The sequence below is a fragment of the Paraburkholderia xenovorans LB400 genome (assembly GCF_000013645.1).
Lineage (GTDB): Bacteria > Pseudomonadota > Gammaproteobacteria > Burkholderiales > Burkholderiaceae > Paraburkholderia > Paraburkholderia xenovorans.
On the sequence record NC_007951.1, the window covers coordinates 1,274,092 to 1,289,833 of the forward strand.

13 protein-coding genes are annotated in these 15,742 nt (G+C 64.3%); 5 read left to right on the plus strand and 8 right to left on the minus strand.

Features of this window, described 5'->3' with window-relative positions:
• Nucleotides 1–88: 88 nt before the first annotated feature.
• Complete coding sequence (locus tag BXE_RS05540; RefSeq protein ID WP_011487402.1) at nt 89–931, minus strand: AAA family ATPase; 843 nt, start codon at nt 929–931, stop codon at nt 89–91.
• 458 nt (nt 932–1,389) lie between these two features.
• Here BXE_RS05540 and BXE_RS05545 point away from each other — a divergent pair, with 458 nt between their 5' ends.
• Nucleotides 1,390–1,758, plus strand: coding sequence for a c-type cytochrome (locus BXE_RS05545; RefSeq protein ID WP_007175710.1), 369 nt, complete (start codon nt 1,390–1,392; stop codon nt 1,756–1,758).
• Between the two features lie 59 nt (nt 1,759–1,817).
• Nucleotides 1,818–2,201: a c-type cytochrome gene (locus tag BXE_RS05550; RefSeq protein WP_011487403.1), complete on the plus strand. Its 384-nt coding sequence runs from the start codon at nt 1,818–1,820 to the stop codon at nt 2,199–2,201.
• Nucleotides 2,202–2,315: 114 nt separating this feature from the next.
• Here BXE_RS05550 and BXE_RS05555 read toward each other — a convergent pair whose 3' ends face one another.
• The 3 genes from BXE_RS05555 to rsxB form a co-directional block, all read right to left on the minus strand.
• Nucleotides 2,316–2,750: a DUF1841 family protein gene (locus BXE_RS05555; protein WP_011487404.1), complete on the minus strand. Its 435-nt coding sequence runs from the start codon at nt 2,748–2,750 to the stop codon at nt 2,316–2,318.
• 142 nt (nt 2,751–2,892) lie between these two features.
• On the minus strand, nt 2,893–3,537 hold the full coding sequence (gene nth / locus BXE_RS05560) for an endonuclease III (protein ID WP_011487405.1): 645 nt from the start codon (nt 3,535–3,537) through the stop codon (nt 2,893–2,895).
• A 19-nt stretch (nt 3,538–3,556) separates the two neighbouring features.
• A complete protein-coding gene (gene rsxB, locus BXE_RS05565) occupies nt 3,557–4,390 on the minus strand; it encodes an electron transport complex subunit RsxB (protein WP_049782224.1) in 834 nt (277 codons plus the stop codon).
• 230 nt (nt 4,391–4,620) lie between these two features.
• On the opposite strand from rsxB, the gene BXE_RS05570 reads away from it, so the two are divergent.
• Nucleotides 4,621–5,253 carry a TetR/AcrR family transcriptional regulator gene (locus BXE_RS05570; protein WP_011487407.1) on the plus strand — a complete coding sequence of 211 codons (633 nt, stop codon included), beginning with the start codon at nt 4,621–4,623 and terminating at the stop codon, nt 5,251–5,253.
• Between the two features lie 97 nt (nt 5,254–5,350).
• Here BXE_RS05570 and BXE_RS05575 read toward each other — a convergent pair whose 3' ends face one another.
• Nucleotides 5,351–6,628 (minus strand): polyhydroxyalkanoate depolymerase, encoded by a 1,278-nt coding sequence (locus BXE_RS05575; protein WP_011487408.1) that lies wholly within the window; start codon nt 6,626–6,628, stop codon nt 5,351–5,353.
• Nucleotides 6,629–6,807: 179 nt separating this feature from the next.
• A complete protein-coding gene (locus tag BXE_RS05580; protein WP_011487409.1) occupies nt 6,808–8,688 on the minus strand; it encodes a glycoside hydrolase family 15 protein in 1,881 nt (626 codons plus the stop codon).
• Nucleotides 8,689–8,918: 230 nt separating this feature from the next.
• On the opposite strand from BXE_RS05580, the gene BXE_RS05585 reads away from it, so the two are divergent.
• On the plus strand, nt 8,919–9,164 hold the full coding sequence (locus tag BXE_RS05585; protein ID WP_038456674.1) for a hypothetical protein: 246 nt from the start codon (nt 8,919–8,921) through the stop codon (nt 9,162–9,164).
• Nucleotides 9,165–9,464: 300 nt separating this feature from the next.
• Here BXE_RS05585 and BXE_RS43905 read toward each other — a convergent pair whose 3' ends face one another.
• On the minus strand, nt 9,465–9,617 hold the full coding sequence (locus BXE_RS43905; protein WP_011487411.1) for a DUF3096 domain-containing protein: 153 nt from the start codon (nt 9,615–9,617) through the stop codon (nt 9,465–9,467).
• Nucleotides 9,618–9,849: 232 nt separating this feature from the next.
• Between BXE_RS43905 and BXE_RS05590 the strand changes: the two genes are divergently transcribed.
• Nucleotides 9,850–11,142, plus strand: coding sequence for a lactonase family protein (locus tag BXE_RS05590; RefSeq protein WP_081435491.1), 1,293 nt, complete (start codon nt 9,850–9,852; stop codon nt 11,140–11,142).
• A 121-nt stretch (nt 11,143–11,263) separates the two neighbouring features.
• On the opposite strand, the gene BXE_RS47095 is transcribed toward BXE_RS05590, so the two are convergent.
• Nucleotides 11,264–15,547 carry an FtsK/SpoIIIE family DNA translocase gene (locus BXE_RS47095; protein WP_038456670.1) on the minus strand — a complete coding sequence of 1,428 codons (4,284 nt, stop codon included), beginning with the start codon at nt 15,545–15,547 and terminating at the stop codon, nt 11,264–11,266.
• Nucleotides 15,548–15,742: the final 195 nt, after the last annotated feature.

Consider the following 15,742-nt stretch of genomic DNA (forward strand, 5'->3'; position numbering starts at 1 on the left):
TGGCGCGCTGTTCAGCGGCGGCCTCGCGGCGGCGACCCGGCGCTCAATCAATGATCGATCGACGCACTGCCGACCGATCAACCATCAATCAACGGTTATTGCGGTTCATGAAGATCAGCCGCTCGAACAGGCTCACGTCCTGCTCGTTCTTCAGCAGCGCGCCGTGCAGCGGCGGAATGATCTGCTTCTGGTCGGACGAGCGCAGCGCTTCGGGCGGAATGTCTTCGGCGAGCAGCAGCTTGAGCCAGTCGAGCAGTTCGGAGGTGGACGGCTTCTTCTTCAATCCGGCGACGTTGCGCAGATCGAAAAAGCTCTGCATGGCCGCCGCGAGCAGTTCCTTCCTGATGCCGGGATAGTGCACCTCGACGATCTGCTGCATGGTGACCGGGTCGGGGAACTTGATGTAGTGGAAGAAGCAGCGGCGCAGGAACGCGTCGGGCAGTTCCTTCTCGTTGTTCGACGTGATGATCACGAGCGGGCGCTGTTTCGCGCGGATCAGCTCGTGCGTCTCGTACACGTAGAACTCCATGCGGTCGAGTTCGCGCAGCAGGTCGTTCGGGAATTCGATATCGGCCTTGTCGATCTCGTCGATCAGCAGCACGGTTTGCTCCTCCGACTCGAACGACTGCCACAGCACGCCCTTGACGATGTAGTTGCGGATGTCCTTGACGCGTTCGTCGCCGAGCTGCGAATCGCGCAGGCGCGAGACCGCGTCGTATTCGTACAGGCCCTGCTGCGCCTTGGTGGTGGACTTGATGTGCCACTGCAGGAGCGGCATGCCGAGCGCGGCGGCGACCTCTTCGGCGAGCATGGTTTTGCCCGTGCCGGGTTCGCCCTTGATCAGCAACGGGCGCTTGAGCGTCATCGCGGCGTTGACCGCGAGCTTGAGGTCGTCGGTGGCGACGTACTGCGATGAGCCTTCGAAACGCATGGCGAGATGCTCTTTTTCGGGGAAAAAGCCCAGTATAAGTCAGAAGACCTGTTGGCCTGAAACCGGCTCGCGTAAGGTGTCACCCGCGCCGTTGCAGGGCGCGGCGGGTGCGTACGCGGCGCTGGCGGATGGTCCGGATGCTCGCCGGCGGACCCGGTGGGCGGGCACGCCGGGAGATCAGGCTGCCGCAGCGTCGAATGCGGCGTCGAACCGCTGCTCCGGACCGGCATGCGATGCAGCCGCCCCGCCTTGCGGGGGACGCGCGGCGGAGCAAAACGGCGCTAGACGTGGTTTTGCGACGGCCGGATGGGCCGCCGGCCCCGCGCGGTGGACGTTTGGCGCGGCGTCGCGGTACAATTAGCCCGATTTTTTTGGCCTGCGTGGCTACCCTATAAGAATAACGGCGCGGGCCGTTGCCTTTTTGGTCGCCCGTTTCCCCTCAAGCCAGGTTACATGCTATGAATAAATTCGTTGGCAAACACGTCGTGATCGCAGCGCTGTCGGTGCTCGCGGGCTATGCGGCCAGTGCGCAGGCAGCGGATGTCGTCGGCAACGCTAAGGCGGGCCAGGGCAAGGTCGCGATGTGTATCGGCTGCCACGGCATTCCTGAATACCGCACGGCTTACCCTGAGGTCTACCGCGTGCCGATGCTCGGCGGCCAGAACCAGGCGTACCTCGAAAACGCCCTGCACGGCTACAAGAAGGGCGACCGCCATTTCGAAACGATGCGCGCCATCACCGCGTCGCTGTCGGATCAGGATATCGCCGACATCGCCGCCTACTACGCCGCACAAAATTCCTCTTCGAAAAGCAATCCCGACAAGTGATCGGCTGCGGTCATCCATCCAGTCACCCGGCTAATAAAATTCGCGGGATAGGAGAATTCATGAATAAGCCCCAACAGGCACTCCACACGGTGTTCAAGGCTGCATGCGCGTCGGCGGCAATGATCGGTCTGGTTGCAGCGAACCTCGCGCACGCCGCAGACGCGGGCAACGGCAAGGTGCTGGCGGACAGCCACAACTGCGCGGCTTGCCACGGCGTGAACCTGAACAAGCCGGTGAGCCCGGAATATCCGAAGCTTGCCGGTCAGCATTCCGATTATGTCTACTGGTCGTTGCGTCAATACCAGATGGGCAACGGCAACCCGCACTTCGGTCGCAACAACGCGATCATGCAGGCGCAGGTGCAAAGCCTGTCGCAAAGCGACATGAAAGACATTGCCGCTTATGTCGAATCGCTGAACGGCGATCTGGTGCAGAAGAAGTAAGCGAGCCGCGCGGTCTGCGCGCTGCTTCCGGATTGAACGACACCCCGCTTCGGCGGGGTGTCGTGCTTTTGGGGCGGTGCTTTTGCGATGTGATTCGCCGGTTCGGTGCCGGTTTCAGTCGCGTGTGGCGCGCCGCTCGATGCGTTGCAGATACGCGTCCGTGTCCGGCGGCGTGCCGGTGCGCTGCGCTTCCCAGATGGTTTCGCCGAGGCAATCCATGATGGCGTGCTGCGCCTCGTGAGTCGAGCCGAGGCGTGCGGCGAGCCGTTCATGTGCGGCGCGAATGCCGGGCGGCTGGTCGATCGACAACTGTTCGGTAATGGCCAGATGCATGGACAGATGCAGGAACGGGTTGGTCTGGCCGCGTTCGGGCGAGTAGTCCTGCGCCTGGGCTGCTTCGCCATCGGTCAGGTCGGCGTGGTATTCGGGATGCTCGACGATCCAGTCGGCGGCGATGGCCTCCAGCGGCGTGAGAATTTCGCCTTGACGCTGCTTGCGCCAGGTGTCGGTGAAGAAGAGACGGACTTCGTCGCGGCTGGGATTGAACATCGTGGGACCGGTGCGTTGAGTGGGGCGTAAGCCTGTAAAGCGTCAGCCTGTGATGCGGGCGAGGCAGGCCGCCATTTTACGCCGGGGCGGCGTGGGCTGCTGGCGCGCGCGGCCGCGACGCTGAATGACGCGGCCGCGCGGCTTACAGATCCGGTGCCGGCGTTTTCGGCCGGAACTCGCACAGCGGCTCGATCACGCAATGCCAGCATTCGGGCCGGCGCGCCTTGCACACGTAACGGCCGTGCAGGATCAGCCAGTGGTGCGCATCCTGCTTGAACTCGGCGGGGGTGAACTTCTCCAGCGCCGCTTCGACCGCGCGAACGTCTTTGCCGGGCGCGAGACCGGTTCGATTCGCAACCCGAAAGATGTGCGTGTCGACCGCGATGGTCGGATGACCGAATGCCGTATTCAAAATCACATTGGCCGTTTTGCGGCCGACGCCCGGCAGGCTTTCGAGCGCTTCGCGATCCTCGGGCACTTCGCCGCCGTACTGGTCGAGCAGAATGCGGCAGGTCGCGATGACGTTCTTCGCCTTGGTGCGATAAAGGCCAATGGTCTTGATGTAGCCGGCCACGCCTTCTTCGCCGAGATCGAAAACCTGCTGCGGTGTATTCGCAACCGGGAACATCTTGCGCATGGCTTTGTTGACCGACACGTCGGTGGCCTGCGCCGATAGCAGCACGGCGATCAGCAGTTCGAACGGAGTGGTGTACTCCAGCTCGGTGGTCGGATGCGGATTGAGACTCCTGAGCGTCTCGTAGATGGCGCGGCGTTTATTCGCGTTCATGCTCGGCGTGAAGGTGCGGTTAGCGCTTGTCGGACGGCGTGCCGGTGTCGTCCGCGGCAAGTCCGAGACGGCGGCGGCGTGCTTCGGCGGCGTCGATCTGGGCTTGTACGTCGGCGCTCACATGCTCGGTGTTCAGCGGGGCCTGGCCTTTGGCGGCCAGTTCTTCTTTCTTCTTGCGGGCGCGTTCGAGCGCGGCCTGGATGATCGCGCGTTTCTTAGCTTCGGCGTCCTCCACGGCGGGTGCGGCCGATGGCGCCGCGGCGCCGGCCTGCGCTGTACCGGTAACCTGGGCAGCGGGACTGCTGCCTGCGCGCCGCGCCGCGGCACGTGCCTCGGCCGCCTCGCGTTCGCGCGCGAGACGTGCTTCGCGCCGGTCATGGCGTTCGCGCGCGGCGTCGGCCTGCGCCTGGCTCCACGCGGCCCAGCCGGTCGCCTGGCCGGTGACGGGCGGCAACGCAATACAGTCGACCGGGCAGGGCGGCACGCACAGGTCGCAGCCGGTGCAGAGTTCTGCGATGACCGTATGCATCTGTTTCGGTGCGCCAACTATTGCATCGACCGGACAGGCTTGCATGCACAACGTGCAGCCGATGCAAACCTGTTCGTCGATAACCGCCAACGGACGCGGCCGTTCGACGCCGTTGGCGGAATTGAGCGGAATCACCGGCTTGCCGAGCAGGGCGGCGAGCCGGGCGATGCCTTCGGCGCCGCCCGGCGGGCATTGATTGTAGTTGGCCGCGCCGCTTGCAACGGCTTCGGCATAGGGGCGGCATGCGGGGTAACCGCACTTGGTGCATTGCGTCTGGGGGAGCAGATCTTCGACGCGGTCTGCGAGTGTTTTGGTATCTGTCACGGTCACGACGTGGGGCTTTGGCTTGCGGCCGCACAGCTTGAACTAAATAGCACATTATCGCCGATTTCCCCAATTGCCATCCGCAATCCATGTGCCATAATCGAAGCGCTTTTTCGAAAGACCGCAGAAGGGTATTCCCCAAACCAGCCCGTTCAGTGCTGTCGGTGCAAGGCCCGAGGAGAGGCCGACGGTACGATCCGGATAACGCGGCTCACGAAGACGATGCCACCATGAATCAGCCGAAAATCAAAAGAGATCCTGAAGGCACCCGGCGCCGCATTCTGCTTGCGGCGGCCGAAGAGTTTGCAAATGGTGGGCTATTCGGCGCGCGCGTCGATCAGATCGCCCGCCGCGCGGAAACGAATGAGCGCATGCTGTACTACTACTTCGGTAGCAAGGAGCAGCTTTTTACCGCCGTACTCGAGCACGCGTTCAGCGCGCTCAATGAAGCGGAGCGCACGCTCGAACTCAATGGCATTGCCCCGGTCGAGGCGATTACCCGTCTCGCGCATTTTGTTTGGGATTACTATCGCGATCATCCAGAGTTACTGCGTCTCATCAACAATGAGAATCTGCATGAAGCACGCTATATGCAGAAATCCACGCGCATTCGCGAAATGATCTCGCCGATCGTCGCCACGCTCGGCGGCATTCTTGAGCGAGGTCAACGCGCGGGGCTATTTCGCACCAACGTCGATCCGCTGCGTTTCTATGTCACGCTGTCCGGCATGGGCTACTACATCGTGTCGAACCGCTTCACGCTCGAAGCCACACTCGGCCGCGATTTCAGCAGCGCGAGCGAGCGCGGCGAAGTGGTTCAGATGAACACCGAGTTGCTGCTCGCGTACCTGCTGCGGAAATAGGTTGCATCGCCCGTTGCACGTCGAGGCTTCGGGATCCTCATAAACGACAACGGCCTCCGAAGAGGCCGTTGTTGTCGACTTGCTGCGCGCGCGGCGCTCAGGCTTCGACTTTTTCCTTCGCAACCTTCGGCGCCTTGTTGTGCTCGAGAATGAAGTCGCGCAGTTGCGGATAGATGATGGTGCGCCAGCGGCGTCCCGAGAAAATGCCGTAGTGCCCGCACTTTTCCGCCGTGAAGTGACGCTTGTCTTTTTCCGGAATGCCCGTGCACAGTTCGTGCGCGGCATAGGTCTGGCCGTCGCCGGAGATATCGTCCAGCTCGCCTTCGATCGTGAAGAGCGCGGTCTTCGTGATGTCCTGCGGTTTTACCCGTTCGCCGGCGACCTCCCACGTGCCGTCGGCCAGGCGGAATTCCTGGAACACGACGCGGATCGTGTCGAGATAGTAGTCCGCGTCCATGTCGAGCACTGCGTTGTATTCGTCGTAGAAGCGGCGGTGCGCTTCCGCGTCGTCTTCGTCGCCGCGCAGCAGGCTCTGATAGAAATCCCAGTGTGACGCCGCGTGACGTTCCGGATTCATGGCCACAAAACCGGTGTGCTGCAGAAAGCCCGGGTAAACCTTGCGGCCTACACCCGGATAGTTCGGCGGCACCGTGAAGATCACGTTGTTCTCGAACCACTCGTACGAATGCTGCGTGGCGAGCGAGTTGACGGAGGTCGGGCTCTTGCGCGCGTCGATCGGGCCGCCCATCATCGTCATGGTGCGCGGCGTGTCCTCGCCGCGGCTCGCCAGCAGCGAAATGGCGGCGAGCACGGGCACGGTGGGCTGACACACCGAGATCACGTGCAGATTCTTCGCGCCGATGTGGCGGATGAATTCCTGAATGTAGGCGACGTAGTCGTCCAGATGAAACTCGCCGGCTTCGAGCGGCACCATGCGTGCGTCGATCCAGTCGGTCAGGTAGACCTTGTGGTCTTGCAGCAACGTGCGCACGGTGTCGCGCAGCAGTGTGGCGTGGTGCCCGGACAACGGCGCGCACACCAGCACGACCGGCTCGTCTTTCAATTGGATAACAGCGTCGCTGTCGTCGGCGAAACGCTTGAAGCGCATCAGGCGGCAAAACGGCTTCTCGATGATCGTCTGTTCGATGATCGGGATGTTGTGCCCGTCTTTGACAATCTGATGAAGATTGAACTCAGGCTTTTCGTAATCTTTACCCAGCCGGTAGAGCAGTTCGTAACCGGCTGAAAGGCGCGTGGCGCCGGGCACATAGGCCAGCGGGCTAGCGGGATTCGCGAAAGATTTGGAGGCGGCCTGGGCCCAGGCGGTGAGGGGGCTCAACATAGCCCGCTGGAATTCGTGCAGTTGGTAGAGCATAGGTGCTCCGTTTAAGCGGTTCGCATAGGGCTTCGCAAACACGCGCATGGCGTTGCGGCAGGCCAAATTGGTTGTGGGCACATTGTTTTTCGGCCGACAGTCTGATCGATCATATCGAAGTAAGCGTACTTGTGCAATGCAGCAATTTGCGCGCGGCTCGCGCGCAAACTGTCATTAAATCATGCTACTGGCGATGTTGCCGCGCCGCTATCCGGGGTTGCCGCAGCATCAAGTTCGGTGGGTCCGGCGCCGTTATGGGGCGGTTGCCCGGTCGCCTGCGCCATCGCCTGTTCGTGTTTCATCAGGTTCAGGCCGGTATGCACGAGCGCCACGTGCGAAAACGCCTGCGGGAAATTGCCGACCAGCCGCCTCGCACCCGGATCGTACTCTTCCGCGAGCAAACCGACGTCGTTGCACAGCGCGAGGAGCCGTTCGTACATCGCGATTGCTTCGTCGAGGCGGCCTTGCAACGCCAGGTTGTCCACCATCCAGAACGAGCACGCGAGAAACGTGCCTTCCCCAGGCGGCAGGCCGTCGTCGTATTCGGTGGTGCGATAGCGCATCACGAATCCGTCGCTCATCAGGTCCCTCTCGATCGCCGCTACCGTGCCTTTCACGCGCGGGTCGCGCGGCGGCAGAAACCCCACCAGCGGCATCAACAGCACGCTCGCATCGAGCTGGTCGGTGCCGTAGCACTGCGAGAACGCGTTGAGCTCGGGATTCCACGCTTTTTCGCAGACTTCCGCGTGGATTTGCGCGCGGGTGGTGCGCCATTCGTCGAGCGGGCCGTCGAGCTTGAACATTTCCGCCGATCTGATCGCGCGGTCGTAGGCGACCCACGCCATCACCTTCGAGAAGGTGAAGTGCTGGCGGCCGCCGCGTGTTTCCCAGATGCCTTCGTCGGGCTCCCGCCAGATCGTGTCGAGATGGGCGAGGAGCGCGCATTGCACGTTCCACGCGGTGTCGTCCGCCTGCAGGCCGCCGACCCGCGCGAGATGCAGCGCATTCATCACTTCGCCGTAGACGTCGAGCTGGCGCTGGCCGACCGCGTTATTGCCGACGCGCACCGGTTTCGCGTCCTGATACCCCGGCAGCCAGTCGAGCTCGAACTCGGGCAAACGCCGCTCGCCCGCTATGCCGTACATGATCTGCAACTGATCGGGCGCGCCGGCCGTCACGCGGCCGAGCCACGAGCGCCATGCGCGTGCTTCGTCGAAGTAGCCGCCGCGCATCATCGCGAGCAGCGTGATCGTGGCGTCGCGCAGCCAGCAGTAGCGGTAATCCCAGTTGCGGGTGCCGCCGAGCTGCTCCGGCAGCGAGGTCGTGGGCGCGGCGACGATGCCGCCGGTCGGCTCGTAGGCAAGTGCCTTGAGCGTGATCAGCGAACGGCGGATCGGCTCGGCCCAGCGTCCTTCCACCGTGCCGCGCGCCGACCACTCGAGCCAGTAGTTTTCCGTGCGCGCCAGCGACGTATGCGGGTCGCGCGCCGGCGGAATACGCAGATGCGAGGGCGAATAGGCCAGCGAAAACGGTACGCGCTCGCCTTCGCTAACGGTGAATTCAGCGACCGTCTTCATGTCCTCGCCACGCAACTGGACCGGCGTGCGCAATACGGCGGTGTCCGGTCCGACGATCGCCTTGATGCCGCTATCGTGCTTGAGGCGGTCAACCCAGGGAATCGAGAAGCCGTAATCGAAGCGCAGCACCAGTTCCATCTTCATGCGCACCGTGCCGCGTTTGCCGACCACCACCCGCACCAGTTCCGACCAGCCGTTGCCCGGCGGCATGAAATCGATCAGCGTGACGGCGCCCTCGGGCGTTTCGAAATGGGTTTCGAGGATCAGCGTTTCGCCCCGGTAGTTGCGGGTGACGGTTGGCGGCGTGTCCGAGACGGGCGAGATCAGCCAGCGGCCGTTGTCGGGCGTGCCGAGCAGGGCGGCGAAGCAGGCGCCGGAGTCGAAGCGCGGCCAGCAGAGCCAGTCGATGGAACCTTCGCGGGAGATGAGCGCGGCCGTGTGGCCGTCGCCGACGAGCGCATAGTCTTCGATGAGTGCGGGCATGGGGAGTGAGTCAGAGTGACGCACGGCGAGGTCCGCCGCACGTGGTGTCGTTGTTACTACCGGACTCGCGCAATGCGCTTTGGTTCACCGCACAATGCCGCGAAACGCGAGTTGGTAATCTGTCAAATCGCTGCCTACAATCAGATTTCAAGCCGACGCCCGGAGCTTTCCGGATGATGGACCGGCCCCGCCCGTGGCGTACAGAGACGCCGTTTCCGAGGACCAAAGCTATGCTGAACCCGTCGAAATCCGATTGCATCACGATTCTCTCGGCCGCCAGCGAACTTGCCGACGATTCGATGTTGCCGCTCGATCACGGCCGCCTGGGCCTGAGCCGCAACGGCATGCTGGCTGCTGCCGCCTTTCTGGTCGAACGGGCCTGCTTCCGGCGTTATCAGGAAGGCGACGGCAATTATGCCGTGGGCGGCTTGTCGTTGCAGGGGCGTCTGCGGCTCGACCAGCTTTCGAACGGCTGACCGTCGGCGCTGTGCGCTCGCAGCGTGGTTGTCAAATGGTTGCCCGATGATTGCCGCATTTCACTGACCGCCAGCCAGGCTCCGGCTTGCGGCGAGGGTACACCGCTTTTCTACACCGCTTCTCTACACCGTCTCGCCGCGCCGCCACGTTTTATCGCTTGCCTCGACTTTCACGGCCACCGGCGCGCGTGACGCTTCGTCACGCCTCACGCGCCGTTGTGGTTCGGGACCAGGCCGGAGCCGGGCCGATCACGCGCCCGTCCGTGTGCCTGATGCTGCATGAACCGGGTGCCACGGCCCTCAGAAGTGCGACGACCCCACGCCGAAGATCCCAATGATGCCGATGATGATCAGATAGAGCGCGACGATGTAGTTCAACAGGCGCGGCATGATGAGAATCAGAATACCGGCGATCAACGAAACCAGCGGGCCCAGACTGAGTGTGACGTTCATGAATACTCCGTAGAGTGAGAGGCGATTGAAAAAATGCCCTGTCAGGCGGGACGATTGCTACCGCATGCGGCAAGTGCCTGCTCGCCGGATACCGGCAGACGGGATTCGCTGCATGATCCGACACAACGCTTTTATACTTCTTTCGATAACAACAACGCTCGACCGTTTGCGCGGCAGACCAGCCACACCCTTATAACCGGTTTCACCAGATAACGAATGAGGAGGAGGTCAAATGCTTCGTCGTCACCGGGCCGCGATGCGTGCCGTCGCAAGTTCTCACCTGCTTTCTGCTGATTGCACTTCAATGCGCGCGGGGCAGGCCGCTCCATTGCGCTCCGCCCGCTCGATAATAAAAGGTTTCGTGCTCATGGTCTCGATTGTTGCTTCGCATGCGTTTGCGCAAGATTCCGGCCCGGTCCCCGCCGACGGCGTCTATGACATGCTGGTCGGCACCTATACCGGCGGCAGGAGCGAAGGCTTGTACGTCTATCGCTTCGACACGAAGACGGGCGAAGCGACGCGCGTATCGGTCGCGCAGACGGTCAACCCGTCGTATCTGGTGGTGAGCCGCGACCGCCGCTTCGTCTACGCGGTCAACGAATTGCCCGGCGACAACGGCCCGGCCACGCAGCGCGGCGGCATCAGCGCCTTCCGTTTCGACGCCGCGAGCGGGCAACTGACGTTCCTCAACCAGGTGTCGTCGGAAGGCAATGATCCCTGTTATCTGAGCCTGTCGCCGGACGGCAGATATCTGCTGAGCGCGAACTACTCGGTGGCCGCCGACCCGGGCGGCAGCTTCGCGGTGTTCCCATTGCAGGCTGACGGCCAGGTCGGTGCGTCGGTGCTCACGGTGCATCACGAGGGCGGTGGTCCGGTGAAGGGCCGGCAGGACAATTCGCATGTTCACTCCACCGTGTTCTCGCCGGACGGCCACTATCTGTTCGCGCAGGATCTCGGCGCGGACAAGCTGTACTCGTACCGCTACACGCCCGACGGCCGCCGCGGCCTGTTCGGCCCGACCGACTGGCGCTACACCCAGGAGAAAGCCGGCACGGGTCCGCGCCATCTGGTGTTCGGCGCGGACGGCAAGCACGCGTATCTGACGAGCGAACTGGCCGGTACCGTCAGCACGTTCGATTACAACGACGGCAAGCTCACGCAGGTGCAAACGCTTGCGCTGACCGAACCCGGCTTCAAGGGCGCGGTGGGCGGCTCGGCGATCCACCTGTCGCCGGATGGGCGCTTCCTGTACGCCTCCAATCGCGGCGACGCGAACGACATCGTGATCTTTTCGGTCGACCCTGCCAACGGGCATCTCAAGAAGATCGGGCATCAATCGAGCCTCGGCAAATCACCGCGCGAATTCGCGATCGACCCGACCGGCAACTGGCTGATCGTCGGCAACCAGAACAGCGATTCCGTGTATGTGTTCCGGCGCGACCCGCAGAGCGGTCTGCTCGAAGCGAATCCGAAGCGGATCGAGATTGGCTCGCCGGTGGATTTCAAGCTGGTCTCGCCGTCGTAAGCGACGACGAAGCGCGCGATGTGACTGCGCGCGCGGGATGAAAAAAAATGGGCCGCTCGTTGTTTCAAGCGGCCCATTTTTCTGCGCTGGTTTTACGCGGGCGATGGCCCCCGATAGCCGCTTATTCCGCCGGCCCGGGCGCCAGCACTTCGCGGCTGCCGTTGATGCCCATCGCGGATACGAGACCCGCGGTTTCCATCTGCTCGACAAGGCGCGCCGCGCGGTTATAGCCGATGCGCAATTGCCGCTGCACCGACGAGATCGACGCGCGCCGCGTGCGCACCACGAAGGCGACGGCTTCGTCGTAGAGCGGATCGGCTTCCGCGTCCGGCGCTTCGCCGAACAGGTCCTGTGCCGCGCCGCCGTCGGTGGCCGGGCCGTCGAGAATACCTTCCTCGTACTGCGGCTCGCCGAACTGCTTCAGATACTCGACGATCCGATGCACTTCTTCATCGGCGACGAACGCGCCGTGCACCCGTTGCGGATAACCCGTGCCGGGCGGCAAGAACAGCATGTCGCCCTGGCCGAGCAGCGACTCGGCGCCCATCTGATCGAGAATCGTGCGCGAGTCGATCTTCGACGACACCTGGAACGCCACGCGCGTTGGAATGTTCGCCTTGATGAGGCCGGTGATCACGTCCACCGAAGGACGCTGCGTCGCCAGAATCAGGTGGATGCCGGCGGCGCGCGCCTTTTGCGCAAGCCGCGCGATCAGCTCTTCGATCTTCTTGCCGGCCACCATCATCAGGTCGGCCAGTTCGTCGATCACCACCACGATCAGCGGCAGCGGCGCGAGCGGTTCGGGCGCTTCAGGCGTCAGCGAGAACGGATTGCCGAGCTTCTTGCCCTTGGCTTCGGTGTCGCGGATCTTCTGGTTGAAGCCGGCCAGGTTGCGCACGCCGACCGCCGACATCAGGCGGTAGCGTTTTTCCATTTCGCCGACACACCAGTTGAGCGCGTTGGCGGCCAGCTTCATGTCGGTGACGACCGGCGCGAGCAGATGCGGAATGCCTTCGTAGACCGAGAGCTCCAGCATCTTCGGATCGATCATGATGAGGCGCACTTCTTCGGGCGTCGCCTTGTAGAGCAGCGAGCAGATCATCGCGTTGATCGCCACCGACTTGCCCGAACCGGTCGTGCCGGCGACCAGCATGTGCGGCGCCTTGGCCAGATCGGCGACCACCGGGTGGCCGGTGATGTCCTTGCCCATAGCGAGCGTCAGTTGCGAATGCGAATTCTGGTAGACGCTCGCTTCGAGAATTTCGGATAGACGGATCGTCTGACGCCTGGCGTTCGGCAATTCGAGGCCCATGCAGGTCTTGCCGGGAATCGTCTCGACCACGCGGATGGACGTCAGGCCGAGGCCGCGCGACAGGTCCTTCATCAGACCGACGATCTGGCTGCCGCGCACGCCGAGCGCCGGCTCGACTTCGAAGCGCGTGATGACCGGGCCGGCCGACGCGCCGACGACCGTGACCGGCACCTTGAATTCCTGCAGACGCTGTTCGATCAGCAGGCCGGTTTCGATCAGCTTTTCTTCGGAGACCGGTTCGACGTCGATGTCCGCGGGCGCGAGCAGATCGAGCGTGGGCAGTTCGACCATCGACGCCGCGGGCGCGCGGAACTCGAAGCCGTTGGCGGGGTTGTGGCCGCGCAGCGGTGGGCGTTGGACGGTGGGTTCGGTGGGCTCTGTGGCCGTAGCCGTAGGGCTGTCCGGTGCGGCTAGGGGTGTGGCGGCGAGCGGGACCGCGGCGAGCGGTGCCGATGCTGCCGGCGAGATCGCGACTTCGTTGAGCCGGTCTTCTGCGGTGACCGGTTCGTCGGCAACGACATCGGATGCGACGGGCGCGGCGTGAACCGCAAAGCCCGGAAAGCGAACCACGTTCGATGCGTGCGATGCGATGTCGGGCGATGCGGCGGTGGTTGTGTTTGCCGCGGGTGTAGTGGTTGACGAGTCGCTTGCGTGCGGCGCGATGCCTGGCGGCGGCACCGCGGTCACTGCGGTCGTTGTGTTTGCAGTGCGCGCGCCGGTTAGCGAGCCCGATGCTTCGGGTGCGTCCGACAGGGCAGGGGAGTACTCCACCGTTTCCGTTTCGATTGGCGCTGCGGATTCGGCAGTGTGCGCGATACCCGGCGACAGCGTGACGTCATGCGTGTGGACAACTTCACTCGACGCCGCGACGCTGCCGACAGCCGGCCCGCTCAACGACGAAGCCGCATGTTGCGACAAGGTGGCATCGAGCTCGGCTTCCCAAGGCACGAGTGTTTTATCGATCACGACTTCCGCGATCGGCGCAGGCGCAGTGGCTTGCGACTCGATAACCGGTGCGGTTTCTTCCATCTGTTCGGCGATCGCAGACGCAGCCGGTGCCTCGGCAATCTTCGGCGCGATCACTTCTCGAGGATCCGCTGGCTGGCTGAGCGTCGGCGCGACTTCGACGCCCGGGTTCACGTGGCCGTCGGCGCGAGGTGTCGACTGTGCGGAATCGTCTTCGAACGGCGATGCATCCGGGTCTGCTTCGCTTGCTTGCAACTGTGCCGCGAAGATCTGGAACGGGGTAGGCGTAGCGACCGGTGGCACATACTGCGATGCAGGTGCAGGTGCAGGTGCAGGTGCAGGTGCAGGTGCAGGTGCAGGTGCAGGTGCAGGTGCAGGTGCAGGTGCAGGTGCAAGCGTGGGCTCCGCTACCGGTGCCGCCGTCAACGGCGGCCGAATGACCGGCGGCTCGATCGGCCATTGCACGACGGGCTCGTGGCAGGCTTCCAGCGGTACATCCAACGCGGCTTCCATTCGCGGCGAATCGACCGCCGTCTTTACCGGACTCCCGGCCGACCCACTTTCGACAACTTCCAGCGAAGACACCGGCACATCCAGTGTCAAAGGCGTTTCAACCGCGTCCGTTCCCGGCACATCCACACTCGATTGCGGTCCCTCGAACGACGGCACGTCGTCCGGCACACTCGCGACCTTCGCGGTCTCCGCGCCGCTGCTGCGCGCGAGGCTGACCCCGGCAAGGTCGGTCCAGCGGGCGGCGTTTTCCGCGATGCTGCGCAGCGTCTCCTGCACACTGGCGGGTGGCGCGACTTTCTGTGTCGTGGGCATCGGCCGCGTGAAGCTGGGCGGCTGACGTGTTGCTGGCGTACGCGTGACGTCGCTTGAATGCGAGGCCGGCGAGAAAGCTTGCAGAGGCGCCGCCGTGCGATTGACGGAAGACACCGGAGCGGTCGTGCCTTTGGCAGTCGTCGACGGACGACCCTCGCCGGATGTGTTCCCCGTGTCGCCCGTAGCCGAGTGCGAGGCCGCGCCCGGCACGGCGCGCGCGGTTGCCGTGGTGCGGGTGGCCGCCGCATGGCCTGCATGAGCTGCTTGCGCTGTCCTGGCCGCCGTAGCCGCTCCCGCAGCAGCTGCGGCGTTCGCAGTACCCGTCGCTCCCACAGCACCCGCAGCACCCGCAGCACCCGCAGCAGCGAAGCCCGCCCCCGCCGCCAAGCCCGCACCGCCGCCCGACGATCCCACCGGCCGCTGCTCGCCTGCCGAGCGACGTCCAACCTGCAATGCGGCGTCGCGAGCCGCGGCCCCGGATACACCCGATCCCGCCATCGACCCCGCTACCGGCGCTGCCGCGTGCGGCCCGGCGCCGCGCAGCCAACCAGCCGGCGCGACCGGCTCGGCCGGCATCCACGCAGCTTTGTCCGCGTTAAGTGGTTGCGTTTGCATCGGCACATGCCGTGGCGGTGTCGTCGCGGCGCCTGTGCGCAGCACCGGCTCGGCCTGCGCCGCCTGGCTGCGCGGCGCTGCCGCCCCGGTGCGCCAGCTCGCGCCTGCACCGCGCGCCGCCGCATCCTTGCCTGCGGCTGCCGCCGCAGCGCCCGCCGCCGCGTCGCGTCCGCGTGCCGGAGGCCGCCAGACCGTAGGACGCGCATAACGTCCGTTGGTTTTGGGCGCCATCGTATTGGTGGCCGGCGAAACGTGCGACGGCAAACCATCATCGGCGCTGCGATGACGGCGCGCTTCCTCGTCGCGTTTGGCAAGGCCGCGCGACAGGCCGAGGCCGAAGGCGCCGTCGGCCCATGCAGCAAAATCGCGCCAGCGGAAATCGAGCAGCCAGGGCAGGCTGACGAGCAGCAGCGCGAGCGCCGCCAGCGGCGTGCCGATATGCCCGAGCAGGCGGCCGGAGCCCGCGGCGAGCACATGGCCGAAGCCATTCACGCCGGCCACATCGATCAGCGACGCCTCGAGCATGCAGCTCGCCACCAGCACGCAGACGAAGCCGAGCCACAGCCGGATCGTGCCGGGCCCGCGCAGACCCGCGCCGCCCGGCAGCGCCGACTTCACGAGACGCCACAAAAGAGGAATGAACCAGACGGCCGACCCGCCGAACCAGCCGAAAACTACCGTGTGCATACTAGACATCAACGAATGACGGACGCGCGCAAACGCAATCCGTCGAGTTTAAACCGGCGAAGCCCGATGCTTCGAAGGCAGACGCAAGTATGCTTGCGTCCAGTTGGAAAGCAGACCGGCGCGCGGCCCGCCGTCGGTGAAATACAACGGCGGTCGGGACCGCCTTCACCTGTCATGCGGACCGTCCCGAGCGCG